We start from the raw sequence: 26,762 nt of genomic DNA, 5'->3' as shown, positions 1-26,762 counted from the left end.
AGCCGGAGGTGAAAAAGTGCGGCGCGCCAGCCAGAGAAGAGACTGCCGCGCGCGTCATCACGTCAGGATCAGTTTTTCTTCACAAACTCAGATTTCAGCTTCATCGGGCCAAAACCGTCGATTTTACAATCAATATTGTGATCGCCTTCCACCAAGCGAATCCCTTTCACGCGGGTGCCCATCTTCAATGGCGTCGAACTGCCTTTAACTTTCAGGTCTTTAATGACCGTCACCGTATCACCATCCGCCAGCAGGTTGCCGTTGGCATCTTTTACCACTAAGACGTCATCCTGCGCCTCCGCATCACCCACCGCCGACCACTCATTTCCACATTCAGGGCAGTTAAGCCTTTCGCCTTCTTGCCAGGTGTATTCAGAACTGCATTTTGGACAATGAGGTAACTGTTGCATGATAAACTCCTGAAAAATTCACAATAAAAAAGCAATAAATATCATTAGTTAACTACCCTATTTTCGATATTTTACCTTTTCATGCACATTTTTGATAGTGAAGCCGCGTTTATTGTGACTTTACTGCCCATCTGACGTAGTTTTTCGCCTTGTCGCCAGAAACGCGATTAACGCCTCTTGCGTGAGCGCTTTGGAATACAGCCAGCCCTGCACATAGGCAACACCAAGACTTTTCAGGTAGGCTTCCTGAACCAGAGTTTCGACGCCTTCGGCAACAATGTGTTGGTTAAGACAATGTGCCATGCTGACAATATGGGACAACACAATGTCGGTGGGGGAATGGTTATTAATATTCCAGACAAAAGACTTATCGATTTTGAGCGTATTAGCGTTGACCCGTTCAAGTTCGATTTTCTCCCGTGATCAGGCGAGAAAAAACACCGTCACTGCTCGAATCCGACAGGATAACCTGCCCATCCTGTTTTTTTCTCTCCAGCAATGCACACTGGATATTATGGCTGTAGGAGGGAACATCCAGAAATGAACGCGGATTTAACACCACAAGATGATGTGCTGCGCCAACATAAATCATTCGCTTATTGCGGCTCAGTGGGCTTTCAACGTTATACCACCCCCTATAGGCGTTTTTATAAACAAAATCGGGAGCAGAGAGAAACATCGTATTAATGTCGTTCAGCATCGAAGAACAGCGGGGCCGATTCCCGTCGATATAAACGATATCCTGGATATAGTCATTATCGTAAGCCACCTTGCGGAGCGCATTCAGGTGAGGAGTATCGCAATAAGGCAAAGGATATTCTTCTAACTTATCCAGCGCGGAGGTCGCCTGCACCATTATTTCGCCAGCATGTTCAAGCGTGAGGATAGAAAACGTATCCACATCCTCTTCAAACTGTTTAAGGGTGAAAGTCGAATGGATCTCAAGTACCAACGCAAAAAGCGAAGCCAGAATAAAAAATAGGCTGGCAGATAATAAGAAAAAACCTTTCTTAAAATAGAGCGTTTGAAAATAAGCTAACAGGTTTTTTCTCATAGGGAGGGAGACGTATCATCATCACGAGAAATCCAACATAGCACACAACCCTTCCCCACAATGTATGGATAGCCTAAATAATTAGGATTTCAGGGTCTTGATAACCGTCTAACTCGGCGCGTCTCCACGGCGTGAGAGCGACAAACTTATTTGCTTTTCTATTTACTTTAAAAAACAGCCAGTTGCTTTCTACTTCGCTTATCGTGTCGATATCTCATCGCGATTTAATTGTAATGAGAACTATTATCATATTAATATAGCGGCTATTATTTACCGTCGATACGCGTTTCTACTTCTGACCATGATGTCTGACCACGCTCCCCCCTCTGCTGAACTGACGCTCGAATCGCTCTATGGTTCGCATCACGGCTGGCTGAAGCGCTGGCTGACGGGCAAGCTCCAATCCTCTTTTGAGGCCGACGATATTGCCCAGGACACCTTCCTGCGTGTGATGAACGGCGAGTCGCTGAGCGCAATCCGCGATCCAAAATCCTTCCTGTGTACCGTTGCCAAGCGCGTGATGGTCGATCTGTTTCGTCGCAATGCGCTGGAAAAAGCCTATCTGGATAGGCTGGCACAGTTGCCGGAGGCGCTGGTACCCTCGCCAGACATCCAGCAACAGCAGCTTGAGACGCTCCAGCAGGTAGATCTTATGCTCGATGGCCTTAACCATAAGGCGCGGCAGGCATTTCTGCTGTCCCAGCTTGACGGTATGGCCTACGGTGAGATTGCCGCGCAATTGAATGTTTCCGTCAGTTCAGTCAAAAAGTACGTTGCCAAAGCCACGGAGCATTGCCTGCTGTTTCGTCTGGAGCACGGGCTGTGAGTCTTCCGCTGACCGATTCTCAACGTCAGGCGCTGCGCTCTGCCTCGCATTGGTATGCAGTGCTGAGCGACGAACGCGTGAGCCCGCAGCAAACCGAGAAATGGCAACTGTGGTATGAACAAAATCAGGACCACCAATGGGCCTGGTTGCAGGTCGAAAGCCTGCGCAGCCAGATGAACACCGTACCCGGCAACGTCGCCCACCGCGCCCTTCAGGATACCCAGCACACCCGTCGCCGCGTGATGAAAGGTCTATTGCTGCTGTTAGGCGTGGGCGGCGGCTGGCAGCTTTGGCGTTCCGACACAGGAACCAGCTTGCGGGCAGACTACACCACCGCTAAAGGCGCAATCCGCCAGCAGCGTCTGGAAGACGGCACGCTGCTCTCGCTTAACACCGACAGTGCCGTCAATGTTCGCTTCGATTCACAGCAGCGGCGTATTCAGCTCTGGTATGGCGAAATCGCGATCGCCACCGGACAGGATGCCAGCAACCGCCCTTTCTACGTGCAAACACGACAGGGGCAATTGACCGCACTGGGCACCGAATTTACGGTACGTCAGGAAGAAGGCAGTACAGTACTGAGCGTGCAACACCATGCGGTGAAAGTGGTGCTGGCAGATAATCCGGTTCAAGCACGCATCGTGCGTCAGGGCGAAAGCCTGCGCTTCAGCGCACAGGAACTGGGTGAAATCCAATCCGCAGATGAAGAAGATAACAACTGGACGCAGGGTATCCTCAGTTTCAGCAATAAGCCGCTCGGCGACGTGATAGCGACCCTCTCGCGCTATCGTCACGGCGCGCTGCGCTGTAGCCCGGAGGTCGCGACGTTACGCTTAAGCGGCACCTTCCCGCTGAAAAATACTGACATGGTGCTACAGGTCATCGAGAAAACCCTTCCGGTTAAAATTCAGTACATTACGCGTTACTGGGTCAATATTCTTCCCGCAAACTAAACGATAATGAAAAAAATTATCATTCTTGATTGTCCTTTTTCTCCTTCTCGTTCGACTTAGGTATACAACAAAAATGATGATGGAGACGTTATGACGCTCTTACGCGCCTTTCGTAAAGCAACCCCTTTAGCGATGGCGATACAGCTCAGCCTGCTATCGACAGCCGCTATCACGACAGGGATGGCCTATGCTGCTGCCACGCCCGCCACCGCACGCTACGATATTGCGGCTGGCGAGTTAGATAAAGCACTCAACCACTACGCCGCCCGCAGCGGGATTACGCTGTCGGTAGATGCCAGCCTGACGCAGGGAAAACGCAGCAACGGCCTGCACGGCGACTACACCGTTGACGGCGGTTTGAAAGCCCTGCTTGCAGGTAGCGGCCTGCAACTAAAAGCGCTGGGCGATAACGCGTGGACGCTGGAGCCGATCCCGACAGCAGCGGAAGAAACGCTGACGGTCGTCGGCGACTGGCTGGGTGAAGCGCGTGAAAATGACGTCTTTGAGCACGCAGGCGCACGCGATGTGATCCGCCGTGAGGACTTCGCTAAGACCGGTGCCACCACGATGCGCGATGTCTTAAATCGCATGCCGGGCGTGTATGCACCGGAAAATAACGGTACGGGTAGTCACGATCTAGCGATGAATTTCGGTATTCGCGGTCTCAGCCCGCGTCTGGCCAGCCGCTCCACCGTACTGATGGACGGCATTCCAGTCCCCTTTGCGCCTTACGGCCAGCCGCAGCTTTCCCTCGCCCCCATCTCTCTGGGCAATATGGATGCCGTTGACGTCGTGCGCGGTGGCGGTGCAGTACGCTACGGACCACAGAGCGTCGGCGGCGTCGTAAACTTCGTCACCCGGGCAATCCCCAAAGAGTTTGGCATCAGCGCTGGCGTAGAAGGCCAACACAGCCCAACGTCTTCACAGCACAACCCGAAAGAAACCCACAACCTGTTGGTTGGCGGCACAGCAGATAACGGTTTCGGTTCGGCACTGATCTATTCCGGCACGCGTGGCAGCGACTGGCGCGAACACAGCGCGACACGTATTGATGATGTCATGCTGAAAAGCCGCTACGCGCCAAACGACGTACACTCCTTTAACAGCCTGCTGCAATATTATGATGGCAGCGCCGATATGCCAGGAGGCCTGTCACGCGCCGATTATAATGCCGACCGCTGGCAGTCAACACGTCCGTACGATCGCTTCTGGGGGCGTCGTCAGTTGGCTAGTTTAGGCTACCAATATCAGCCGGATCAGCAGCACAAATTCAATATTCAGGGCTTCTACACGCGCACACTGCGCAGCGGCTATCTGGAACAGAACGCGATTCTCACGCTGTCGCCACGCGAATATTGGGTGCGCGGCATCGAACCTCGCTATAGCCAAAGCTTTACCCTCGGCTCCTCCGCACATGAAGTCGGCGTCGGCTACCGCTATGTCAGCGAATCTACCCATGAGGTGCGTTACTTCACCAATACCGCCAGCAAGACGCTACCCAGTGCCAACAGCCCCATCGACCGCGAAACCCGTGCGGGTACAGAAGCACACGCCTGGTACATCGACGATCGCGTTGATATCGGCAACTGGACAATTACGCCGGGAATGCGCGTTGAGCACATCAAATCCTATCAGGACAACACGCTGAAAGGCACAGGCGAAGCGGTCAGCTACAACGCGCCGCTGCCTGCCCTGAACGTGCTCTACCACGTTAACGAAAGCTGGAATCTTTATGCGAACACGGAAGGATCATTCGGCACCGTACAGTACAGCCGAATTGGCAAGGCGGCTCAAAGCGGCAAAGTGGAGCCAGAAAAAGCACGTACCTGGGAAGTGGGCACCCGCTACGACGATGGCGCGCTGACCGCAGAAATGGGCGTCTTCCTGGTTAACTTTAATAACCAGTATGACTCCAATCAGACCAACAACACCGTCACCACACGGGGAAAAACCCGCCATTCTGGGCTGGAAACACAGGCTCGCTATAACCTCGCCGAGCTGTCGCCCCGCTTAGAGGCGGTGTCGGTTTATGCACGCTATACCTACGTGAATGCGGAAATTCGCGAAGCGGGTGATACCTACGGTAATCAGGTGCCCTTCTCTTCAAAACATCGGGGCGGATTTGGCGTCGATTACCAATCGGGCAACTGGACGTTCAACCTGAACAGTGAGTTCCAGTCCAGCCAGTTCGCCAATAACGCTAACACCATTGCCGAAAGCGCCGATGGCAGCGCCGGACGTATCCCCGGCTTTATGCTGTGGGGCGCTCGCGCAGCCTATGATTTTGGCCCACAGTTCTCCGATCTCAATCTGGCCTTTGGTGTGAAAAACCTGTTCGACCATGATTACTACACGCGCTCGAACAGCGATGACAACAACAAGGGTATTTATGCTGGCCAGCCGCGCACCCTCTACATGCAGGGCTCGCTGAAATTCTGACTGTCACGTTATCTCTCGCCGGGCAGATGCCCGGCCTGGCTATTGAATATTCACGACCACTAACGGAGTTACACTATGTTTGCTCTACTTCGCGTTGTACTGATTACCACACTTTGTCTGTTCGGACTGGGTCGCGCCCATGCCGTAACGGTGCAGGATGAACAGGGTTCCTTTACACTCGACACGCCGCCTCAGCGCATTGTCGTGCTGGAACTTTCTTTTGCCGATGCGCTGGCCGCGATAGACGTCAGCCCAGTCGGTATCGCCGATGACAACGATCCTGAGCGGATTTTGGCGGAAGTCCGTGAACACCTAAAACCCTGGCACTCCGTGGGAACACGCGCGCAGCCGAGTCTAGAAGCCCTCAGCGCACTGAAGCCTGATTTGATTATCGCCGACAGCAGCCGCCATAGCGGTATTTACACGGCGCTGAAGGCGATCGCGCCAGTACTGCTGCTGAAATCACGTAACGAAACCTATGAAGAGAACCTGCATTCGGCGGAGATCATCGGCAAGGTGCTGGGGAAAGACAGTGCGATGCAGACCCGCCTCGCCCAGCATCGCGAGACAATGAAAGCCTACGCCGATCAGCTTCCCAAAGGCACAAGCGTCGCTTTTGGTACCTCGCGCGAACAGCAGTTTAACCTGTATTCCAACGAGGCTTACACCGGCAGCGTGCTGGCTGCCCTCGGCCTGAGCGTGCCGAAACCCATCAACAATGCCCCCATGGCCTCCATCAATCTGGAACAACTGCTGGCGATTAGCCCACAGTGGCTGATTGTGACGCACTATCGCGAAGAAAGTATTGTGAAACGCTGGCAGCAGGATGCGCTCTGGAACATGCTGGAAGCACAGCAAAAACAGCAGATTGCCGCCGTCGACAGTAACGCCTGGGCGCGGATGCGCGGTATCTTTGCAGCGGAGCGCATTGGCAGCGATACGGTGAAAATTTTTAAACATCAGCCCGTTAGCATCAACAGCGAGCAATGAGGGGAAATTTCTACCCGCTCTGGCATTGGGGATTGCCGATAGCGGCACTGCTGGGCGTATTCTGGCTCAGCCTGTTCTGTTATTCCGCCATTCCCATTCCCGCACTCAGTGCCATCAAGGCGCTGATTACAGGATCGCCGTCTTCACTCCCAGAGGCATTAGTGCTCAATCTGCGCCTGCCACGCAGTCTGGTTGCCGTATTGATCGGCGCTAGTTTGGCGCTGTCCGGCGCTCTGCTTCAGACCCTGACCCATAATCCGCTAGCTTCTCCTTCCCTGCTCGGCATCAACAGCGGTGCAGCGCTGGCGATGGCGCTGACCAGCGCCTTCACGTCTTCACTCTCCGGCTACCCCATTGCGTTTGTTGCCGCTATCGGCGGCGGACTCTGCTGGCTAATGGTGATGGCAGCGGGCGGTGGCTGGCGACAAACGCTTGACCGCAATCGACTGATTCTGGCTGGCGTCGCGCTATCTGCCTTGTGCATGGCCTTAACGCGGATTACGCTCCTGCTGGCGGAAGATCACGCCTATGGCATTTTTTACTGGCTGGCGGGTGGTGTCTCCCACGCGCGCTGGGTGGAATTCTGGCAACTCTTCCCGTTTGTCATCATCGTCTGCCCCGTTGTGCTGATGATGGCGAACCAGCTTAACCTGCTGAACATCGGTGACGCGAGTGCCCATACGCTGGGCGTCAACTTAGGCCGTCTGCGTCTGATCCTCAATCTGGCGGTACTGATACTGGTGGGAGCCTGCGTGAGCGTAGCGGGTCCGGTGGCGTTTATCGGCCTGTTAATACCGCATCTGGCGCGTTTCTGGATCGGTTACGACCAAAGAAAGATGCTCCCGATGAGTATGTTGATGGGGGCGGCATTTATGCTATTGGCCGATCTGCTTGCCCGTGCGCTTGCCTGGCCGGGTGAACTCCCTGCTGGTGCCGTGCTGGCGCTCATCGGTGCGCCCTGTTTTGTCTGGCTGGCAAGGAAACGAGGATAATGCGCCCCATCACGGTATTTATTTCGATCACGCTGATGTTACTCACCACCAGCATTCTGTCACTACGTATGGGCGCGATTCCGCTACCGTGGTCAGCATTGATAAACGGCTGGCACAACGCCAATGAACATCATTATGTGCTGACACAGTATCGCTTACCTCGCGTGCTGCTGGCGCTGTTCGTCGGTGCAGCACTCGCAATTTCCGGCGTACTGGTACAAGGGATTGTGCGTAACCCGCTGGCCTCACCGGATATTCTCGGCGTGAACCATGCGGCAAGTCTGACGACCGTCGGTGCGCTGATGCTGGTGCCAGCGCTGCCTGTGCTCTGGTTACCGCTTCTCGCGTTCATCGGCGGCCTCGCCGGACTGCTGCTTCGGCTTATCGCGGGAGCATCATCCCCGATGCGGCTCGCGCTCATCGGCGTGGCGCTGTCCGCCACCTGGGCAAGCATCACTGACTATCTGATCCTCTCCCGGCCGCAGGATATCAACAATGCGCTGCTGTGGCTGACGGGTAGCCTATGGGGACGCGACTGGTCATTCGTCATGGTCGCACTGCCTGTTCTCTGTATACTGATTCCGCTCAGCTTGCGCTTTTGCCGCGATCTGGATTTATTAGCATTGGGCGACGACCGCGCCAGCACGCTGGGCGTCAATATCAGGCGTATTCAATTCTGGGGATTGGCGCTCGCCGTGGCACTCGCCGCGACCAGCGTAGCCGTCTGCGGACCCATTGGCTTTATCAGCCTCGTTGTACCGCATCTGATCCGCTATCTGGTGGGAGGACAGCACCGCTGGCTTCTTCCTACTTCTGCCGTTGCCGGTGCGCTGGTGCTACTCCTTGCCGATCTGCTGGCACGCACGCTGAACCCGCCGATGGAATTACCCGCTGGGGTGCTCACCGCGATTATCGGTGCACCTTGGTTTTTCTGGTTTCTTATGAGAATGCGCTAAATGGAACTGACAACACAAAATCTGACGGCAGGCTATGGCGACAAGCGTATTCTTGATAGCCTGTCGTTATCACTGCCTAGCGGAAAAATCACCGCCCTGATCGGCCCTAACGGGTGCGGTAAGTCAACGCTGCTCAAGTGTTTCGCCAAGCTGCTTACTCCAGAGTCCGGCACTATTCTGCTCGATGGCAAACGGCTCTCTACATTCTCCGCCCGCCAACTCTCGCTCCATCTGGCCTTGTTACCACAGCATCACCTCACGCCAGAGGGGATCACCGTACGTGACATGGTGGCCTACGGGCGCAGCCCTTGGCTATCGCTATGGGGACGGTTATCACAGGACGATCGTCAGCGCGTGCAGCTCGCGATGGAGAAAACACACATTGTCGATCTGGCAGAAAGACGGTTAACCGACTTGTCCGGCGGACAGCGCCAGCGCGCGTTTCTGGCAATGCTGGTGGCGCAGGATACCCCCGTCGTACTGCTCGATGAACCCACCACCTATCTCGACATCAATCATCAGGTCGAATTAATGAAACTGCTGCGCGAACTGAATCAGGCCGACAAAACAGTGGTAACCGTCTTGCACGATTTGAATCAGGCCAGCCGCTACTGCGATCATTTGGTCATGCTGGCAGGTGGACGCGTGATAGCACAAGGGCCACCGCACGAGGTGATGAAACCAGAGCTGCTGCAACAGGTATTCAGCATTGATGCGGAGATTCACCCCGAGCCGGTATCAGGTCAGCCGATGTGTGTGGTGCGGTGATCGCGGGTTATGTGCTTATCCACCAGATATGCTGGGTTTCGTTATCAATACCGTCGTGGAACGGCTCGTTCCTGCTGAGCGCTTCCCCAATACTCAACGCTATTCGCAGCGACTGAAAAATCTGCCCAGTTGGCAGAAAGTTCAGGATATTGAATCACACACAGAATAAAGAATAAACGCGGAGCATCACTCATTTAACAGGCAAACTTGCGAACCGCCTCGCGTGTTCAGCCATCAGCCAGCATTTCTGTTCGGTACGTCCGGTTACAACATTCGATAAACGTATTCCGCATTGGCTTGCTCGGTTTAATCAATTCCAGTGTCACATCATGCATAAAATCTACTGACTCACTCTGACTCAGTTGTTCCGGTATCACCAACGGGGCTGAATTACGCACTGGCAAACGTTGCTTTCCCTTGTGGCGAAAATTCAGTTTTAGCATAGCGTTCTCCGCTGGAAGTCTCTAAAAGTAAACGTTTCGTCTCACAAGGATACTTACAACAGCCTTTGGTAAGGTGTTACCTAAAGTGATGAAGGAATACGGAAAATTGGCCCCAAAGGCAGTGCAAAAAATGTCACCAGAATATTAATCCCCTTCCATAAATAATAACCATGGTAATATTTCACTTGCTAGTAAATAACACCATATCGTTACAGCTTCACGCAATAAATGGATTAGCAATGTATTTATGATGTTCATCAGAATAATTACAATAAAAAAAACAACAAATACTTTACATATAACAAGAAAACATTTAACTTTGTTTCTCAGTCAATTACCTCTTACATTAAATAATTTATACTCTAAATAATTCGAGTTTCAGGAAGATGGCAAAAGAAAGAGTCCCAGTGCGTTTACTCATATAAGTTATTTGGGTGAAAAATCTGCTGGGAGCAGATTTGAACGCTGCTTGCAGCCGCCCCAACGGGGCGAGGCTTATGGATGGGATGAATCGAGTTACTAACGCCGCCAACGCACAGGCAACGTTAAGTATAACGGATATAAAATACTAAACAGGTAAAAATAATAGGGACATTCTATGTTACTGGATAATATTTTCATTGAAGGCGCACAATTCTCATCTAAAACACTTCAAGAACAAACATTTAGAGAAATGTATGACAAATTGGAATTTGACCCCTACGCAAATGAAAAAATAAGAAAAAGAGCATATAGAAGATATACATTCACAGCAAAAAAAGGGTTAGTCAAAAGTAATAACTCAACATATTTTCAAACTTATGACTCTAATAATGTGGATGGGGGAAAAAACAGAGACTTCATCGATATCCCCGATGAAATAACTAATAATGAGCTATTTAAAAAAACATTATTAACTGATGTAGACTACATTATAAACAAAACAAAATTGAACCAGTTTGATATAGGTGTGCATCCCATCAGATATGTCGCAACTGAAAAACACCCATCATACAGCTCACCGTTATGGTTACATAAAGATGATGAAGATTTAGTTTTTTTACACTTTCTATCTAAATCAGATAACGCTGTTGGTGGAGACTCCATTATATCAAAGGATGGAAAATCTATTAATATAGTAAAGAGTTTATCTACATTTATGGACACTATTGTACTGACAAAAGAATTTTTCCATGCTGTCACACCATTAGGATGTACTCAACAAAACAGCACGTCTTACCGAGATATTTTATTGGTTACCTTAGAAAGTAAGGTGCAAAAAAAATGAAGAAATTCATTGTGTTTGGCGGCAGTAGCGGAATTGGTGAAAAAGTCGCCGAAGATCTACTAATAGAAGGATTCTCTGTTTTAGTTTTTGATAGGATTAAACCATCTAATGATAAAGTTGATTTTTTCGAACTTGACCTAGGTAATCCAGAAGCAATACCCTCCCTGATTAAGAGAAAGATAAGCGACCATATCTTTGATGGATTAGTCTATTGTGCAGGGGTCAGGGAAATATGCTCTCTGGATGAATTATCCTATACTGAATGGAAAAAAGTGTTCAGTATCAATGTGGATTCCTTTTTTTTAGCAGCAAAAACATGTCGGTATAACTTGAATAAAAAAAGTAGCATTGTAAATATCTCATCGGTATCTGGTGTATTAGGTGAGCCAAACAGAAGTGCTTATGTAGCAAGCAAACATGCCTTAATTGGTTTAACTAAATGTTTAGCTATTGAGCTTTCACCTTCAGAAATAAGGGTTAACTCAGTCGCTCCTGGTGTTATTAAAACACCATTGACCAATGATTATTACCAAGATCATAAATTAATGGAGAAAGTGAACAACAATCATATAATGAAAAGAACAGGGGAAGTTGGCGAGGTTTCTGAAGCCATTAAGTTTTTATTATCAAACAAAGCATCATTTATAACTGGAAGTACACTTTTCGTTGATGGTGGATGGACCGCATTTAAGGACATATAATGGATATAAAATTCATAATCAGTGCTTTACTCGTTAATTTGCCTTTAGCTTTATCTCCAGGCCCAACAAATATCCTTTGCCTGAGTATTGCCTCTGTTCAAGGTTTTAAGAAAACGCTAAAGTTCATTGCTGGGCTTCAGGTATTACCCTTCGTTTACTCGCTTATCATTGCAATCGGCGCAGAGGAAATGTTAAGTAAATTTGAGAGTTTATCTTTGCTCGCAAAAATTCTTGGTAGTATTTATATGCTCTACTTAGCAATAAGCATGATCAGAGCAGATAGCTCAGTAAAAAAGAAAGAAAATATCAAAAGTGGTTTCGTTCATGGTGTTTTTGCACAAGCAATCAATCCTAAAAACATTGCTATAATCATAACGATATACTCACTTTTTTCCAAGCAAGCGGAAGATTATCGTTATGGTATAATGTTAGCTATAATCATAACGTTGTGTAATATGTTATCTCATCTTCTATGGAGTTACTCAAGTGAAATTATCATAAAAAACAGTGGGAGCTTTTTAAATAAAAACCAAGATAAAATATTTGGTATTTTACTATTAATTGCAATTGTATTTTTATGGATTTAATCGAAATAGGAAATACATCCCTCTTCACACCTAAGGGGGATAGTTTTTCATTTTATTTCAACCCATCAAAAAAGAATATATGCTATCGATCAGCTCAACAGCATCGATTGATCCCCGATTACATCCAACCTTCGCTTTATTGACATAACCCTTCAGGCAAATTTGCGAACCGCCTCGCGTACTTGAGCAATAGTGGAAAAATCGGATGCGCATCCTTGTCTCAGTCTGGTAACGTCGCTTTGACGTCAAATAACAGCTATCAATGGTAAGATAGCGCACGCGCAGGTGATGTTTTTCATCTGCCAGTCAGTATACTTCTGGCATCCCATTTCAATGCTCAGGTAACGAACCATCAATAAGGTTGACCATCCACCTCTGCGCTACACCTGAGCGAACAAAAGCGTTAAGACTGAGTAAAATCAATATGAATGAAGCCACAGAGAAGGACTTCACTGCCCATACGCCGATGATGCAGCAGTATTGATTTTTATATATTACTCATTGATAAATATAGGATAAATTTTTAATGACTGGTTTTTAGTATACCAATGGAATACATTTTCGACTTTCCCTACCACTAAAATAAATAAAATATCAATAATTTTTACGATAATTATAATCCGAATAACCATTTGAAATCATACACATTGCACGATAACCGCTATTGACTCATTGACTAAAAAATGCAGAAATTACCTCTCCCATAAGGAAAAAGGATTTATGGTGCGATTATGGACAACATTAAGGAGTAAATAATGGCAAATTTAATCTATCTGAAACTCACCGGCATCAAACAAGGTCTGATCTCTGCAGGTTGTTCAAGTGCAGACTCGATTGGTAATAAATATCAGGTTTCCCATGAAGACGAAATTTTTGTTTATGAATTAATGAACCAGATAACAAGACAAGATAATGTTTCATTGTATCCAGTTGAAATAAGAAAGCCAATAGATAAATCTACTCCACTTATTGACAGGCATTAAGCGATAACGAAAAATTAACCTGTGAATTCCTTTTTACAGAACGTCACAATCCGGTAGTAACGAACTCTATTTTAAAATGGTGCTGAGAGATGCGGTTATCACAGGTATACAATTTCATTATCCAAATTCATTAACACATAATGAGGTTCAACCTCACGAAAGTGTCTCTTTCAAATTCGCATCTATAGAGTGGGAACATGTGGTAGCAAGAACCAGTTCATACATTTTATGGGAAGCAGTAAAATATTAACAGTTAACCGTGAAATATTCTAAATACTATCAATACCATTTAGAATATTTCACATATAAAAAAATCACAATGAATACCCATACAACGGTAAGGTAGAAACCATAGTTTGGGAAAAAACTAACAAAAAAAATGCCACCCAGAACGATGGCAGCAATAGGTACAAGATAAAAAAAAGACTGGCCAAGCCATTCAATAATCCATTTCATTTTCTTAAAACCTGATTTAATAAATAAACAACATCTTCTTCATTATAAGAACCTGAATTGGTCATATATATTATCTTTGACATTTCAGGATCAATTAAAAAATATAATAACTCTATTTTTTCATTATATAATTCCCAATAATATTCTGGCTCTATGTTTTTTAATCGCCTTGCTGCCATTACTGCTTTTTGTATTTTTCCATAAAACTTCCCACCTGCACAACAGCCAGACTACTTTTATTAATAATTTTGGTATGGGAATCATTAAAATCTTTCGACATTCTTACTATTTTTGCCAGAACATAGGCAAGGGACAATTTACTGAATTTAACCGAGGCGTATTCGGCAGATTTTTTTTCGACTTCCTGTAAAATACTATTTTGTTTTTCCTCACTTATTCTTCTTAGTTTTTTTTAAAAAAAAGCTCAACCATATCAAGAACAACATCATCTCTTAGATACACTTGCTTAACAGCAATAAGCATCCTGTAATCTTCTGTCATTAACTGCTTACAAACATCTTTATAATCATCGAAAAGACAAGAGCCATACCAGCTTGCTCTTTCTACGCCAGAATATAAAGTGTCCGCAGTTTCCCTGAGATCCTGATTAATTTCCACAAGCGCATTCTCGATTTTTAGAGCAATAATTCGGTCTGCCTGCATTTTTTGTTTCAGATAAGCAATGTTCATCCTACACCTCATAAAATTTGACTTTAAAATCCTTTTGCTTAAAATGATACATCACATGGATAGAAATAAGAAGAAGGGGTAACGTGAAAAAAATAATTTTATTTATAATAATTAGCATTCTATACATAATTTTTTTATTCGAAATGGTATTTAATTACTTACCTGAAAAAACTTACTTATTTGTTGCAAAATTAACCAACCCATTTCACATAATAGACTCATCTTTAGATTCATTAATTATCTTTCTTGTATTGATAGCACTGTTTTTCTCATGGTTAACAACTAAATTAATAGTCAAGAAAATTACATAAAAACCATTCATTATCTATAATGAAAATACAAACAACATCAATCTAAATTTAATTATCCTTACAATCGTGATCATGCGTACATTATAATAATTACTCTCAACCTTTAATACGAAAAAAGAAATTATAGAAAAAAGAATAAAAAATACTGTTATACTTGCAACCACATTCCCATTTTTATAAAAATCATAAATAGAAAAAAAAATAGACTCATGAAGACAGGAAGATACATTGCTTTCCAGCATAAACGAGTAACGATAAAAACATAGTCTGTAAAGGATTCAGCTTTCTTCGCTGGGGTATTAAATTTAAAACCATCGCATTTGACATAGACATAATTATTTTTCAGGCGAAGTAGTTCCCTGATTTTAAGAGTAGTGCTCTTTTATCCATTCAATCCATTCCCTTGATTGGTTGTTCTTTTACTACTGCAATCTTACCCTATGATTGACTGCGGCATTAGGCAAAAATGTCACCCATTATAAGCTCAATAACATTGATTGCTTCCAGATTGTATTCATCTTCGTTTTATTGACCTTATACCTCTTCAGGCAAACTTGCGAACCGCCTCGCGTACTTGAGCAATAGTGGAAAAATCGGATGCGCATCCTTGTCTCAGTCTGGTAACGTCGCTTTGACGTCAAATAACAGCTATCAATGGTAAGATAGCGCACGCGCAGGTGATGTTTTTCATCTGCCAGCCAGTATACTTCTGGCATCCCATTTCAATGCTCAGGTAACGAACCATCAGTAAGGTTGACCATCCACCTCTGCGCTACACCTGAGCGAACAAAAGCGTTAAGACTGAGTAAAATCAATATGAATGAAGCCACAGAGAAGGACTTCACTGCCCATACGCCGATGATGCAACAGTACTTTAGGCTAAAGGCTGAACATCCAGAAATCCTGCTGTTTTATCGCATGGGCGATTTTTACGAGCTGTTCTATGACGATGCCAAACGAGCCTCTCAACTGCTGGATATTTCGCTGACGAAACGCGGCGCTTCGGCAGGGGAACCGATTCCGATGGCCGGCGTTCCGCATCATGCCGTCGAGAACTACCTTGCCAGACTGGTACAAATGGGTGAATCCGTCGCTATCTGCGAACAGATCGGCGATCCCGCCACCAGCAAAGGTCCGGTAGAACGCAAAGTCGTACGCATTGTTACGCCGGGAACCATCAGCGATGAAGCGTTGTTGCAGGAAAAGCAGGATAACCTGTTGGCAGCGATCTGGCAGGATAGTCGGGGGTTCGGTTATGCCACTCTGGATATCAGCTCAGGACGCTTTCGCGTCAGTGAACCCGCCGATCGCGAAACCATGGCGGCCGAATTGCAGCGCACTAACCCAGCGGAATTACTCTACCCTGAATCCTTTGAGTCCATGGATTTGATCGAAAATCGTCATGGGCTTCGCCGTCGTCCGCTGTGGGAATTTGAACCCGATACCGCGCGTCAGCAGCTAAACCTGCAATTTGGCACTCGTGATCTGACCGGTTTTGGCGTAGAGCAGGCAAAACTCGCGCTACGATCCGCTGGATGCCTACTGCAATACGCGAAAGATACTCAGCGCACATCACTGCCGCATATTCGTGGTATTACGATGGAGCGCCAACAGGATGGCATCATTATGGATGCGGCCACGCGCCGTAACCTTGAACTGACGCAGAACCTGTCCGGTAGTGTAGAAAATACGCTGGCTGCCGTGCTGGACTGCACCGTAACGGCAATGGGCAGCCGAATGCTGAAGCGCTGGATTCATATGCCCAGCCGCGATATTGAGGCGCTCAAACAGCGTCAGCAGGCTATCAGCGCGTTGCAGGATATCACACCAGACCTGCAACCCTATCTGCGACAGGTCGGCGATCTGGAACGTATTCTGGCAAGACTCGCGTTGCGCACAGCACGTCCACGCGATCTGGCACGTATGCGCCATGCTTTCCAACAATTTCCCGATATTCGCGAACAGCTTGCGCCACTGGAAACCGACTCCGTTCGTCGTCTGGTCAGCCTGATCGGGCAATTTGATGAGCTACGTGATTTATTGGAACGCGCCGTTGTCGAAGCGCCACCCGTGTTGGTACGTGACGGTGGGGTCATCGCACCGGGCTACCATGCAGAACTGGATGAGTGGCGCGCGCTGGCTGACGGTGCCAGCGATTATCTGGACCGACTGGAAATTCGTGAACGTGAAAAGCTGGGACTCGATACGCTGAAAGTCGGCTTCAATGGTGTGCACGGTTATTACATTCAGGTCAGCCGTGGTCAAAGCCATCTGGTGCCGATCCACTATGTCCGCCGACAGACGCTGAAAAATGCCGAACGCTATATCATTCCCGAGCTGAAAGAGTACGAAGACAAAGTTCTGACCTCGAAGGGCAAAGCGCTGGCGCTGGAAAAAGCACTTTACGATGAGCTTTTCGATCTGCTGCTGCCTCATTTAGCCGAGCTTCAGCAAAGTGCAGCCGCGTTGGCCGAACTGGACGCCCTCACTAATCTGGCTGAACGTGCCGATACGCTGAATTACGTCTGCCCGACGTTGAGTGATAAGCCCGGCATCAAAATCGCAGGCGGCCGTCACCCCGTCGTCGAACAGGTGCTTCGTGAACCGTTTATTTCAAACCCTCTGTCGCTATCGCCACAGCGTCGTATGCTGATCATTACCGGCCCCAACATGGGGGGCAAAAGTACCTATATGCGTCAGGCCGCACTCATCGTGCTGATGGCGCATATCGGCTGCTTTGTGCCAGCGGATCAAGCGGTCATTGGCCCTGTCGATCGCATTTTCACTCGCGTAGGTGCCGCAGACGATCTGGCCTCTGGCCGTTCCACCTTCATGGTGGAAATGACGGAAACGGCGAATATCCTGCACAACGCCACGGAAAACAGTCTGGTACTGATGGACGAAATCGGACGCGGCACCTCAACCTATGACGGCCTGTCGTTGGCATGGGCCTGTGCCGAGAATCTGGCGAATCGCATCAAAGCAATGACGCTGTTTGCCACGCACTACTTTGAACTCACCACTCTGCCGGAAAAAATGGAAGGCGTGGTGAATGTCCATTTAGATGCCCGCGAGCACGGCGATACCATCGCCTTCATGCACAGCGTACAGGACGGTGCAGCCAGCAAAAGTTACGGTTTAGCCGTCGCCGCACTGGCGGGTGTACCAAAAGAAGTGATTAAACGTGCTCGTCAGAAGCTGAAAGAGCTGGAAACGTTATCGAATAATGCGTCATCCAGCCATATCGATGGCGCGCAGCTGGCATTACTGAGTAATGATGAGCCATCACCGGCGATTGAAGCGCTGGAGGCTATCGATCCCGATGCACTCACGCCACGTCAAGCGCTGGATTGGTTGTATCAGCTAAAGAAAATGCTCTAACGCGAGTTAGAACAAGACAAATCGATAGCAAAAAGGCACTGAAATCAGTGCCTTTTCTTTTCAATATCACGTTAGTCTATGAATCGCAGTTTAGCTCCGCGTTCATCAAGGCTTTATTGCTACCATCAGGTACTACGGCCTTAATCATTTTGCCCTCTTCCATCGACGGAATGACGGCAAAATGAGCAGGAAGAAGAAGCAGTACCGCCTGACCGGCTGTATTTCTTATGCGAAAATATTGTCTTTCCAGCTCGGCGCTATCTTCCATCACGAAGGTTTTTCCCGTCGCACAATCGGAAAACGTCGCGACATCCGCCATATAGCGGTACATCCCCTTCATCATCATCGGCGTTTTGGGCAGCGGTTGTTCGGACACCGTTAATTGACGAGGAAGCGGCGAATTGATGGGCAGCCCCTGTTCATCCAACAGCTCCAGCCCTTTATTAACGGGGCGGAAGTAGTGTTTTTCTCCTGAGCGTTCCGTCAACACCAGCTTATCTGCCGTACGACGCCACTGACCATAGGAAGCGAAAACGGTCTCTCCCGGTAAGGTCGTCTTATATTGCTTGTGCAGAATAAACGTCCCGTCTTTTTCCAAAAATAGTGACGTATCAATCCCTTCACAGTCCGCACAGGGTAAAACACCGCGATAACTTTGTGCCATGGGCGTAAGGGGTTCTTCCTGAACTTGTGAACGGGTATGGCACCCGATCAACCCAGAAATCCCTGCCATCAACAGCACACCGATAGCCAGTTTTTTCATCATTATTTTTCTGTCCCTCTGTCCTGTTCTTCCGTTCTTATTCGATACGCTATAACAAACCCAATTCGTTATCATCCCTGAGTCTGAGGAGCTTTCCACTCAGAAAATGCTATTTCAAGACTATTCTTATCGTCAGACAACCAGATCGTGCCGTCTTGGATCGTTGCCTGCAATGACATCGTACGCTGGATTAGTCCAGCAAGCTGAGCCAGTTGGTTGTCATCCAAAAAGCGGATCGCCAGATTTTTGTACCCAGAGACCTTACTCGATATCGCATTCCACCAAACTTGTGCTGCACGCTCACTGTAGGCATACAGCACCACGGCACGGGACTGGTTGCAGGCTTTCTTCAGACGCTTTTCATCTGGCAGACCTAACTCAATCCACAATTCCAGCTCCATCGTATCACTACGTCGCCAGATTTCTGGTTCATCCTCTGCGCTAAGCCCTTTGGTAAAGCGCAGATTTTCATCAGCGTGGCAGATCCACGCTAAAAGCCGTAGCATCATACGTTGCTCAGTTTCAGAGGGGTGTTGCGCTATCGTCAGGTTCGCATCGTGGAAAAAATTCCGATCCATATCGGCGATATTGATTGCTGCTTTGTAAACCGTTGCTTTTAATGCCATCAGTGACCTCGTCTTCATTCCCTCCTAGTTTACTTGAGTTAGCGCCATCCTCACAGTAAAGGTGGTATCTGCCATGTAACCTATAGATTAGGCCTCTAAGGACTACTGATATCCTGTTAGTGCCTATGCTATAGTCGGTTTGATAAATAGAGTTTATCTTCGTAGGCTTACAACATCGCGCACCGCAGCTAGTGATGATGCATGAATATCTACCGAGCTAAGCTTTTAAGGGAGGATATAGTGCAAGAATACTGTGAATTAGTACGTCGCTTATACGCAGAGATCGCCAGTGGCGATCTGGGCTATATACCCGATTCGCTGGGTTGTGTTTTGAAAACCCTGGATAGCATTGCCGCGAATGAGGCGTTGCCATCCTCCGTCAGGGAACAGGCTGCTTTTGCCGCCGCTAACTTATTGGTGAGTGATTATGTCAATGAGTAATGAATATCAACCCATCAACTGTGATGATTATGACAGCCTGGAAGCCACTTGTCAGCAGAGTTTGACGCTGACGCTGGAACTACGTGGTGGTGAAGTTGTGACCGGTAAAGCCAGTGATATGATCTCACGTAAGCAGGTTGAGTATCTGGTTATTGAAGCCTCCGGAACAACACGCGAACTGCGTCTCGATCACATCGTCAGTTTCAGTCACCCTGAAATCGGGAAGGTCGTCGTCAGCGAATCCTGACAGACTTCTCCTTCCATTTAGCGGCAAACGCTGAATCAATGCTTCCAAAACGGACAACACAGGTTGTCCGTTTTTATTTCGGGCCTGCCAACTTCAGCTTTTTCTCAGGCTTTCTTTTCCCAAGCTCTTTTTCCCAAGCTTTCTTTTCCCAGGTAATGTGCCACACTGGCTGATCTGCTTTCGCCTGCCCTTCTCGCGAGACAAATCGCCCCACCGCCGCAATCAGTTGCTCGTTGTAGAACACCAATGGCGTCCGATCGCGCCACCAGGGCGGAACGTCCAGCTCCTGCCAGAGCTTTTTGATTTGCCGTCCGTGGGCCCTGCCAACAATATGCACGGCTCCACTGGTCGAAAAGCGAATACTCACCACCTCACCGTTTTCCGGAGCGCGAATCGCCACACCGCTATCGGCCAGTGACAACGTGCCCAGGTTGTCAGGAAGAGATAACGAGCATGACGTTGGTTGCCACGGCAGAATACGGTCTTTGAGCGACGACATCAGCGGTAGCAGATAGAGATGTTGGCGAAAACGGCGGATTTGCATCTGATTTAACTGCAATACCGGTTCCGCATCCTGCCGGCTTGTCGCAACTTCATCCCAAAGCCGTTGCAATTGTTCACGTGCGGGCATGGTTGCCCCTTGCTGCGCCAGCCAGCGACGCAGGAGTGCAAAACGCCGCACTGGACTCAGCGGCACCAGACCGTCAATGCTCAGCGCGCCGTCCGGCTGACATAGCACCTGCAATGATTCCTCTAGCAGCTCATCGAGCAGTTGTTCCTGTTCGGCACAGAGCTGGGCGCTACGTGCCACGGCGGAGGGAAAATGCGGCCAGCGCTGCGTCAATCGCGGTAAGATCTGACGGCGTAGAAAATTGCGGTCGAAACGTTCATCCTGATTGCTGTCGTCTTCAATCCAGCCAAGCTGATGCCGCTGTGCATACGCTTCCAACTGGAGACGAGAGAGCCCTAACAACGGACGAATGAGGCGATGATGACCCAACATACTGTCAGCCGCCATCGCAGACAATCCCGCAGGCCCACTGCCGCGTTTCAGCGCCAGTAAAAAAGTTTCGCTCTGGTCATCAAGATGCTGCGCCGTCAGCAGAGTTTCCCCGGTTTGCAGATGTGCTTGCAGCGCCTGATAACGCGCCGCCCTGGCTGCGGCTTCAATGCCGCCGTTCTGCGCCACCACCTTCACCGGCAGCGAGGCAAACGGCACCTGCCAGCCTTCACACTGCTGACGACAATGTTCAGCCCAGCTATCTGCCAGTGGATTTAAGCCGTGATGAATATAAGCTGCGCGAATAGTCATCCCTGTACGCTGACGCAGAGCCACCAGCAGATGCAATAGCACGCTAGAGTCCAGCCCCCCGCTGTAGGCCAACAAGATCGACTCGCATCCGGCCGTTTGCGTCACGATCGTCTGGAGTAATCCATCATCAGGTTCGGTGCAATCCACGGTATCAGATCTCATACAGTTCTAAAGGCAAGCCGTCAGGATCGGAGAAAAAGGTGAAGCGCTGCTGCGTTTCAGGATCGATCCGGACAGATTCACAGATGACGCCAGCCTGTTCCAGCGAAGCGACGGCCTGTTCTACGTTAGCTACGGCAAAAGCCAAGTGGCGTAGCCCACAGGCCTCTGGCCGACTGACGCGCGCAGGTGGATGGGGGAAAGAAAAGAGCTCAATGGTATAGCGTCCATTCAGCGAGAGATCCCCTTTCCACGACTGCCGCGCTTCACGGTAGACCTCGTTGTTCAACGTAAATCCCAGCACATCACAATAAAACGCCTTGCTGCGTTCATAGTCAGAGGCAATAACCGCAATGTGATGGACATCGAGCAGTTTCAGCATGCTTCAAACCCTCATAGCAAAAATCCGCTGTCATTTCTGACAACGGATTTTCAGAGTAACGCCAGAATCGACTGATTGATAATACATCAATCAGACAATCACCTTATCAACAGTAGCCGTAATTCATCAAACGCTGATAACGGCGGTTCAACAGTTCTTCTTCTGTCAGGCCATCGAGGTCGAGCAGGTCGGCCAGCAACTGTGCTTTCAGAGACTCTGCCATCGCTGGAACGTTACGGTGTGCCGACCCCAACGGCTCAGGGATCACGGTATCGATCAGTTTCAGCTCTTTCAGACGCGGCGCAATGATGCCCATGGCTTCTGCTGCCAGCGGCGCTTTATCCGCGCTCTTCCACAGGATAGAGGCACAGCCTTCCGGTGAAATGACCGAGTAGGTGCTGTACTGCAACATATTGACCTTGTCGCCCACGCCAATAGCCAACGCACCACCGGAGCCCCCCTCGCCGATAACGGTACAGATGATTGGCACACGCAGCGTCGACATTTCACGCAGGTTGCGCGCGATAGCCTCAGACTGACCGCGCTCTTCTGCGCCAACGCCTGGATAAGCGCCCGGCGTGTCGATAAAGGTGATAATCGGCATCTTGAAGCGATCGGCCATTTCCATCAGGCGCAGCGCTTTGCGATACCCTTCTGGTGCAGGCATGCCGAAATTACGGCGAATCTTTTCTTTAGTTTCACGTCCTTTCTGATGACCAATGATCATCACCGGACGTCCATCCAAACGGGCAATCCCGCCGACAATGGCTTTATCATCAGCATAGGCACGATCGCCCGCCAATTCATCAAAGTCGGTAAAGATATGCTTAATATAATCAAGCGTATAAGGACGTTGCGGATGGCGCGCTAATTGCGCAACCTGCCAGGCACCCAAATCGGCGAAAATTTTGCGCGTCAGTTCAACGCTCTTTTCACGCAGGCGCTGGACTTCTTCGTCCAGATTAATATCTAATTTTTCGTCTTGACGGCTGACTGCAGTCAGCGAGTCAATTTTCGCTTCCAACTCTGCAATCGGCTGCTCAAAATCAAGAAAATTCAGACTCATAGTATTCCTATATTAGTCAAATTCCAGTTCCACCTGCTCATTACCCACTAATGTGCGCAGCTCGTTCAGTAGCGCATCGGCAGGCGTTACACGCCATGCTGCGCCGAAACGTAGTCGGGCACGCGCATCTTCACGCTGGTAATAGAGATGCACTGGGATCGTCCCCGATCGATGAGGTTCCAACGATTGGCGGAGACGGTTTAATAGCTGGTCATCAATTTGCCTGTCAGTCAGCGAGATAGCAAGCCCGCGCGCGTATTTTTCCCGCGCTTCACTGATATCCATTAACTCTCGGACGGTCATTTTAAGCCCGCCACTGAAGTCATCAAAGCTGACCTGTCCACTGGCGATAAGGATACGGTCTTTCTCAAGTAAATGCTGATATTTTTCCAATGCATCGGTAAACAACATGATCTCAAGCCGACCGGACCGATCGTCCAGCGTACAGACACCAATACGGTTTCCCCGTTTGGTAACCATGACGCGAGCCGCTAACACCAGCCCAACGGCAGTGGTCATTTTGCCCCGATCCGTCGGGTGCATATCTTTCAAACGCACGCCACCGGCATAGCGTTCAATTTCCTTAATATATTGCGTGATCGGGTGGCCGGTCAGGTACAGTCCCAGCGTTTCCCGCTCACCATCCAACACCACCTGCTCCGGCCACGGTGGTACGGTGCTGTAAGATTGCTCAACCTGTTCAGGCGCATCGGCCAGCACGCCAAACATATCCACCTGACCGATGGCTTCGGCTTTCGCATGCTGATCGGCAGCCTTCAGCGCGTCAGCCAATGAATTCATCAGCGCAGCGCGATGCGGCCCCAGACGATCGAACGCCCCGGACATGATCAGCTTTTCCAGCACGCGACGGTTCAGCTTTTTAATATCGGTACGGGCGCAGAGGTCAAACAGCTCCCTAAAATAGCCGCCCTGATTACGCGCTTCGATAATCGCCTCAATCGGGCCTTCACCTACGCCTTTAATGGCGCCGATACCATAAACAATCTCGCCATCATCGTTAACGTGAAAGTGGTACAGACCGCTGTTGATGTCCGGTGGCAGGATTTTTAACCCCATCCGCCAGCATTCATCAACCAGCCCTACGACTTTATCCGTGTTATCCATATCGGCCGTCATTACCGCCGCCATGAATTCAGCCGGATAGTGCGCTTTCAGCCACAGCGTTTGGTAAGACACCAACGCATAAGCCGCAGAGTGAGATTTATTAAAGCCGTAACCGGCGAATTTTTCCACCAGGTCGAAAATCTTAACCGCCAACTCACCGTTCACGCCGCGCGATTTAGCGCCATCTTCAAAACCGCCGCGCTGCTTCGCCATCTCGACTGGGTTCTTTTTCCCCATCGCACGACGCAACATATCCGCACCGCCCAGCGTATAGCCCGCCAGAACCTGTGCGATCTGCATCACCTGTTCCTGATACAGGATAATACCGTAGGTCGGCTCCAACACGGGCTTGAGCGACTCGTGCTGCCACTCGATATCAGGGTACGAAATCGCTTCACGCCCATGCTTACGGTCGATGAAGTTATCCACCATGCCGGATTGCAGCGGGCCGGGACGGAACAAGGCCACCAGTGCGATCATATCTTCAAAACAGTCGGGCTTCAGACGCTTAATCAGATCTTTCATGCCACGCGATTCAAGCTGGAATACCGCGGTGGTTTCCGAGCGTTGCAGCATGTCGAAACTTTTCTTATCGTCGAGTGGGATCGCGGCGATATCAATCGGTTCCTGACCTTGCTTCGCACGGCGGGCGTTGATCATCTCCAGCGCCCAGTCGATGATGGTCAATGTACGTAAGCCAAGGAAGTCGAACTTCACCAGACCAGCATATTCCACATCGTTCTTATCAAACTGGGTAACCGGGTGATTCCCTTCCGAATCGCAATACAGCGGCGCAAAATCGGTTATTTTGGTCGGGGATATCACCACCCCACCCGCATGCTTACCAGCGTTACGCGTCACCCCTTCGAGCTTTCGTGCCATATCGATGAGAGCCTTAACTTCCTCATCGGCTTCATAAATTTCCGGCAATTGCGGTTCGGCGGCAAACGCCTTCTCCAACGTCATACCGGGATCGGGCGGCACCAGTTTTGAAATGCGATCGACAAACCCATAGGGGTGTCCGAGTACACGTCCTACGTCACGAATAACCGCTTTCGCCGCCATCGTACCAAAGGTGATAATCTGAGAAACTGCATCACGCCCGTACATTTCCGCAACGTGATCGATAACCTTGTCGCGTTTTTCCATGCAGAAATCGACGTCAAAGTCAGGCATCGAGACGCGTTCAGGGTTGAGGAAGCGTTCAAACAGCAGGTCGAACTCTAGCGGGTCTAGATCGGTGATTTTCAGCGCGTAGGCGACCAATGAACCCGCACCGGAGCCACGTCCTGGGCCAACAGGCACATCGTTATCCTTCGACCACTGGATAAATTCCATGACGATCAGGAAGTAGCCCGGGAACCCCATTTGGTTGATGACGCCCAGTTCGATGTCCAGACGTTCATCATATTCCGGTCGACGCTCAGCGCGTACTTCCGGGTCAGGGAACAGGAATTCAAGACGATCCTCCAACCCTTTTTTCGAACACTGAACCAGAAAATCTGCGGTGCTCATCTCACCCGTCGGGAACTGCGGAAGAAAATATTCGCCCAAACGGATCGTTACATTACAGCGCTTGGCGATTTCAACACTGTTCGCCAACGCTTCGGGGATGTCAGCAAACAGCTCGCACATTTCCTCTTCGGAACGCATGTATTGCTGCGGGCTATAATTACGTGGACGTTTGGGATCATCAAGCGTGTAGCCATCGTGAATCGCTACGCGGATTTCGTGGGCATCAAAATCATCGGTGCTGATAAAGCACACTTCATTAGTCGCCACCACGGGTATCCCGTGCTTCGTCGCCAGCTCGACGGCGGCATGCAAATAGCTTTCTTCATCGGGGCGGGACGTGCGGATCAATTCCAGATAGTAACGCTGGGGGAAGTGTTCCTGATAGAAGGCCAGACACTGTTCGGCCTGCGTCTGGTTACCGCGCAGCAAAAATTGACCGACATCACCCCGGCGGCCGCCAGACAGTAAAATCAGCCCTTCCTGGTGCTCAACCAGCCAATCCCGGTCAATTGTCGGTCCGGCAGCACCATAACCACGTTGATAAGCGTGGGAAATCAACAGCGTGAGATTCTGATAGCCTTGATTGTTCATGGCTAGCACAGTGAGATGCGCCAACTCATCACCCAATTCGTCGCTTTGGACATAGAAATCTGCGCCGATAATGGGCTTGATTCCCGCGCCATGCGCGCCGCCATAGAATTTTACCAGCCCACACAGGTTGGTAAAATCGGTAATCGCCAGCGCTGGCATGCCAAGTGCCGCCGCTTTTTTTACCAGCGGACCGACTTTGGCTAGCCCATCGATCATGGAATAGTCACTGTGAACACGCAGGTGAACAAAACGTGGTTCGGCCATACCCAGATCCCAGAATTTATCGATTAGTCAGCATTGCAATAGTCATATCACAACACAGAGAGTG

The 26,762-nt window shown here is 49.3% G+C and carries 24 protein-coding genes and 2 pseudogenes; 14 read left to right on the top strand and 12 right to left on the bottom strand.

What is annotated here, in order from left to right; translation table 11 throughout:
- Positions 1–68: 68 nt before the first annotated feature.
- From AACH44_RS04905 to AACH44_RS04895, 3 genes are all read right to left on the bottom strand, one after another.
- Complete coding sequence (locus tag AACH44_RS04905) at positions 69–410, bottom strand: zinc ribbon domain-containing protein YjdM (RefSeq protein ID WP_261848303.1); 342 nt, start codon at positions 408–410, stop codon at positions 69–71.
- A 120-nt stretch (positions 411–530) separates the two neighbouring features.
- Positions 531–761 (bottom strand): EAL domain-containing protein, encoded by a 231-nt coding sequence (locus AACH44_RS04900; RefSeq protein ID WP_261848339.1) that lies wholly within the window; start codon positions 759–761, stop codon positions 531–533.
- A 49-nt stretch (positions 762–810) separates the two neighbouring features.
- Positions 811–1,464 carry a CSS-motif domain-containing protein gene (locus AACH44_RS04895; protein ID WP_261848302.1) on the bottom strand — a complete coding sequence of 218 codons (654 nt, stop codon included), beginning with the start codon at positions 1,462–1,464 and terminating at the stop codon, positions 811–813.
- A 304-nt stretch (positions 1,465–1,768) separates the two neighbouring features.
- Here AACH44_RS04895 and fecI point away from each other — a divergent pair, with 304 nt between their 5' ends.
- The 7 genes from fecI to fecE all read left to right on the top strand — a co-directional run bounded on the left by fecI (position 1,769) and on the right by fecE (position 9,388).
- On the top strand, positions 1,769–2,290 hold the full coding sequence (fecI, locus tag AACH44_RS04890; protein WP_261848338.1) for a ferric citrate uptake sigma factor FecI: 522 nt from the start codon (positions 1,769–1,771) through the stop codon (positions 2,288–2,290).
- The gene (fecR, locus tag AACH44_RS04885) at positions 2,287–3,243 is read left to right on the top strand and encodes a ferric citrate uptake sigma factor regulator FecR (RefSeq protein ID WP_261848301.1); all 957 of its coding nucleotides are present in this window, start codon (positions 2,287–2,289) and stop codon (positions 3,241–3,243) included. The genes fecI and fecR overlap by 4 nt, the downstream gene beginning before the upstream one ends.
- Positions 3,244–3,333: 90 nt before the next feature.
- Positions 3,334–5,682, top strand: a complete 2,349-nt coding sequence (gene fecA, locus AACH44_RS04880; protein WP_261848300.1) for a TonB-dependent Fe(3+) dicitrate receptor FecA — start codon at positions 3,334–3,336, stop codon at positions 5,680–5,682.
- A gap of 75 nt (positions 5,683–5,757) precedes the next feature.
- A complete protein-coding gene (locus tag AACH44_RS04875) occupies positions 5,758–6,672 on the top strand; it encodes a Fe(3+) dicitrate ABC transporter substrate-binding protein FecB (RefSeq protein ID WP_261848299.1) in 915 nt (304 codons plus the stop codon).
- Positions 6,669–7,664, top strand: coding sequence for an iron-dicitrate ABC transporter permease FecC (fecC, locus tag AACH44_RS04870; protein ID WP_261848298.1), 996 nt, complete (start codon positions 6,669–6,671; stop codon positions 7,662–7,664). Before AACH44_RS04875 ends, fecC begins: the two co-directional genes overlap by 4 nt.
- Complete coding sequence (fecD, locus tag AACH44_RS04865; protein WP_261848297.1) at positions 7,664–8,620, top strand: Fe(3+) dicitrate ABC transporter permease subunit FecD; 957 nt, start codon at positions 7,664–7,666, stop codon at positions 8,618–8,620. Before fecC ends, fecD begins: the two co-directional genes overlap by 1 nt.
- Positions 8,621–9,388, top strand: coding sequence for a Fe(3+) dicitrate ABC transporter ATP-binding protein FecE (gene fecE / locus AACH44_RS04860; protein ID WP_261848296.1), 768 nt, complete (start codon positions 8,621–8,623; stop codon positions 9,386–9,388). It abuts the gene before it with no gap.
- Positions 9,389–9,627: 239 nt separating this feature from the next.
- On the opposite strand, the pseudogene AACH44_RS21180 reads toward fecE, so the two are convergent.
- A pseudogene (locus AACH44_RS21180) lies at positions 9,628–9,831 on the bottom strand (hypothetical protein); the annotation flags it as partial.
- A gap of 598 nt (positions 9,832–10,429) precedes the next feature.
- Here AACH44_RS21180 and AACH44_RS04850 point away from each other — a divergent pair.
- The 4 genes and pseudogenes from AACH44_RS04850 (at position 10,430) to AACH44_RS04835 (ending at position 13,619) form a co-directional block, all read left to right on the top strand.
- Positions 10,430–11,098 (top strand): 2OG-Fe dioxygenase family protein, encoded by a 669-nt coding sequence (locus AACH44_RS04850; RefSeq protein WP_261848294.1) that lies wholly within the window; start codon positions 10,430–10,432, stop codon positions 11,096–11,098.
- Positions 11,095–11,799: an SDR family NAD(P)-dependent oxidoreductase gene (locus AACH44_RS04845; RefSeq protein ID WP_261848293.1), complete on the top strand. Its 705-nt coding sequence runs from the start codon at positions 11,095–11,097 to the stop codon at positions 11,797–11,799. The genes AACH44_RS04850 and AACH44_RS04845 overlap by 4 nt, the downstream gene beginning before the upstream one ends.
- A complete protein-coding gene (locus AACH44_RS04840) occupies positions 11,799–12,386 on the top strand; it encodes a LysE family translocator (RefSeq protein ID WP_261848292.1) in 588 nt (195 codons plus the stop codon). Before AACH44_RS04845 ends, AACH44_RS04840 begins: the two co-directional genes overlap by 1 nt.
- Before the next feature lie 755 nt (positions 12,387–13,141).
- A pseudogene (locus AACH44_RS04835) lies at positions 13,142–13,619 on the top strand (Hcp family type VI secretion system effector).
- 202 nt (positions 13,620–13,821) lie between these two features.
- Here AACH44_RS04835 and AACH44_RS04830 read toward each other — a convergent pair.
- Positions 13,822–14,004, bottom strand: a complete 183-nt coding sequence (locus AACH44_RS04830; protein ID WP_338659512.1) for a hypothetical protein — start codon at positions 14,002–14,004, stop codon at positions 13,822–13,824.
- Between the two features lie 223 nt (positions 14,005–14,227).
- Positions 14,228–14,515: a hypothetical protein gene (locus tag AACH44_RS04825; protein ID WP_261848291.1), complete on the bottom strand. Its 288-nt coding sequence runs from the start codon at positions 14,513–14,515 to the stop codon at positions 14,228–14,230.
- A gap of 1,127 nt (positions 14,516–15,642) precedes the next feature.
- On the opposite strand from AACH44_RS04825, the gene mutS reads away from it, so the two are divergent.
- Positions 15,643–18,207, top strand: coding sequence for a DNA mismatch repair protein MutS (gene mutS, locus AACH44_RS04820; protein ID WP_261848290.1), 2,565 nt, complete (start codon positions 15,643–15,645; stop codon positions 18,205–18,207).
- A 76-nt stretch (positions 18,208–18,283) separates the two neighbouring features.
- Here the strand turns inward: mutS and nlpE are convergent, their stop codons facing one another.
- Together nlpE and AACH44_RS04810 are read right to left on the bottom strand one after the other, a co-directional pair.
- A complete protein-coding gene (nlpE, locus tag AACH44_RS04815; protein ID WP_261848289.1) occupies positions 18,284–18,973 on the bottom strand; it encodes an envelope stress response activation lipoprotein NlpE in 690 nt (229 codons plus the stop codon).
- A 68-nt stretch (positions 18,974–19,041) separates the two neighbouring features.
- Entirely contained in the window at positions 19,042–19,596 is a 555-nt protein-coding gene (locus AACH44_RS04810) for a YaeQ family protein (RefSeq protein ID WP_261848288.1), read from the bottom strand.
- A gap of 240 nt (positions 19,597–19,836) precedes the next feature.
- On the opposite strand from AACH44_RS04810, the gene AACH44_RS04805 reads away from it, so the two are divergent.
- Both AACH44_RS04805 and rof read left to right on the top strand, forming a co-directional pair.
- Complete coding sequence (locus AACH44_RS04805; protein ID WP_261848287.1) at positions 19,837–20,037, top strand: YaeP family protein; 201 nt, start codon at positions 19,837–19,839, stop codon at positions 20,035–20,037.
- Positions 20,024–20,284 (top strand): Rho-binding antiterminator, encoded by a 261-nt coding sequence (rof, locus tag AACH44_RS04800; protein WP_261848286.1) that lies wholly within the window; start codon positions 20,024–20,026, stop codon positions 20,282–20,284. Before AACH44_RS04805 ends, rof begins: the two co-directional genes overlap by 14 nt.
- A gap of 73 nt (positions 20,285–20,357) precedes the next feature.
- Here rof and tilS read toward each other — a convergent pair whose 3' ends face one another.
- From tilS to dnaE, 4 genes are all read right to left on the bottom strand, one after another.
- Entirely contained in the window at positions 20,358–21,758 is a 1,401-nt protein-coding gene (gene tilS, locus AACH44_RS04795; protein WP_261848285.1) for a tRNA lysidine(34) synthetase TilS, read from the bottom strand.
- Positions 21,748–22,137 carry a VOC family protein gene (locus AACH44_RS04790; RefSeq protein WP_261848284.1) on the bottom strand — a complete coding sequence of 130 codons (390 nt, stop codon included), beginning with the start codon at positions 22,135–22,137 and terminating at the stop codon, positions 21,748–21,750. Before AACH44_RS04790 ends, tilS begins: the two co-directional genes overlap by 11 nt.
- 106 nt (positions 22,138–22,243) lie before the next feature.
- Entirely contained in the window at positions 22,244–23,203 is a 960-nt protein-coding gene (accA, locus tag AACH44_RS04785) for an acetyl-CoA carboxylase carboxyl transferase subunit alpha (protein ID WP_010296434.1), read from the bottom strand.
- Between the two features lie 12 nt (positions 23,204–23,215).
- A complete protein-coding gene (gene dnaE / locus AACH44_RS04780) occupies positions 23,216–26,698 on the bottom strand; it encodes a DNA polymerase III subunit alpha (protein ID WP_261848283.1) in 3,483 nt (1,160 codons plus the stop codon).
- Between the last annotated feature and the right edge of the window lie 64 nt (positions 26,699–26,762).

Origin of the sequence: Pectobacterium araliae (assembly GCF_037076465.1) — a bacterium.
Lineage (GTDB): Bacteria > Pseudomonadota > Gammaproteobacteria > Enterobacterales > Enterobacteriaceae > Pectobacterium > Pectobacterium araliae.
This window is presented reverse-complemented; position numbering and strand designations above follow the sequence as displayed.

Bases quoted from the DNA above. Each gene is read 5' to 3' on its own strand.
- AACH44_RS04905 (WP_261848303.1), bottom strand. From the start codon at position 410: ATGCAACAGTTACCTCATTGTCCAAAATGCAGTTCTGAATACACCTGG.
- AACH44_RS04895 (WP_261848302.1), bottom strand. From the start codon at position 1,464: ATGAGAAAAAACCTGTTAGCTTATTTTCAAACGCTCTATTTTAAGAAA.
- fecI (WP_261848338.1), top strand. From the start codon at position 1,769: ATGTCTGACCACGCTCCCCCCTCTGCTGAACTGACGCTCGAATCGCTC.
- fecA (WP_261848300.1), top strand. From the start codon at position 3,334: ATGACGCTCTTACGCGCCTTTCGTAAAGCAACCCCTTTAGCGATGGCG.
- AACH44_RS04875 (WP_261848299.1), top strand. From the start codon at position 5,758: ATGTTTGCTCTACTTCGCGTTGTACTGATTACCACACTTTGTCTGTTC.
- fecC (WP_261848298.1), top strand. From the start codon at position 6,669: ATGAGGGGAAATTTCTACCCGCTCTGGCATTGGGGATTGCCGATAGCG.
- fecD (WP_261848297.1), top strand. From the start codon at position 7,664: ATGCGCCCCATCACGGTATTTATTTCGATCACGCTGATGTTACTCACC.
- fecE (WP_261848296.1), top strand. From the start codon at position 8,621: ATGGAACTGACAACACAAAATCTGACGGCAGGCTATGGCGACAAGCGT.
- AACH44_RS04850 (WP_261848294.1), top strand. From the start codon at position 10,430: ATGTTACTGGATAATATTTTCATTGAAGGCGCACAATTCTCATCTAAA.
- AACH44_RS04845 (WP_261848293.1), top strand. From the start codon at position 11,095: ATGAAGAAATTCATTGTGTTTGGCGGCAGTAGCGGAATTGGTGAAAAA.
- AACH44_RS04840 (WP_261848292.1), top strand. From the start codon at position 11,799: ATGGATATAAAATTCATAATCAGTGCTTTACTCGTTAATTTGCCTTTA.
- AACH44_RS04830 (WP_338659512.1), bottom strand. From the start codon at position 14,004: ATGGCAGCAAGGCGATTAAAAAACATAGAGCCAGAATATTATTGGGAA.
- AACH44_RS04825 (WP_261848291.1), bottom strand. From the start codon at position 14,515: ATGAACATTGCTTATCTGAAACAAAAAATGCAGGCAGACCGAATTATT.
- mutS (WP_261848290.1), top strand. From the start codon at position 15,643: ATGAATGAAGCCACAGAGAAGGACTTCACTGCCCATACGCCGATGATG.
- nlpE (WP_261848289.1), bottom strand. From the start codon at position 18,973: ATGATGAAAAAACTGGCTATCGGTGTGCTGTTGATGGCAGGGATTTCT.
- AACH44_RS04810 (WP_261848288.1), bottom strand. From the start codon at position 19,596: ATGGCATTAAAAGCAACGGTTTACAAAGCAGCAATCAATATCGCCGAT.
- rof (WP_261848286.1), top strand. From the start codon at position 20,024: ATGTCAATGAGTAATGAATATCAACCCATCAACTGTGATGATTATGAC.
- tilS (WP_261848285.1), bottom strand. From the start codon at position 21,758: ATGAGATCTGATACCGTGGATTGCACCGAACCTGATGATGGATTACTC.
- AACH44_RS04790 (WP_261848284.1), bottom strand. From the start codon at position 22,137: ATGCTGAAACTGCTCGATGTCCATCACATTGCGGTTATTGCCTCTGAC.
- accA (WP_010296434.1), bottom strand. From the start codon at position 23,203: ATGAGTCTGAATTTTCTTGATTTTGAGCAGCCGATTGCAGAGTTGGAA.
- dnaE (WP_261848283.1), bottom strand. From the start codon at position 26,698: ATGGCCGAACCACGTTTTGTTCACCTGCGTGTTCACAGTGACTATTCC.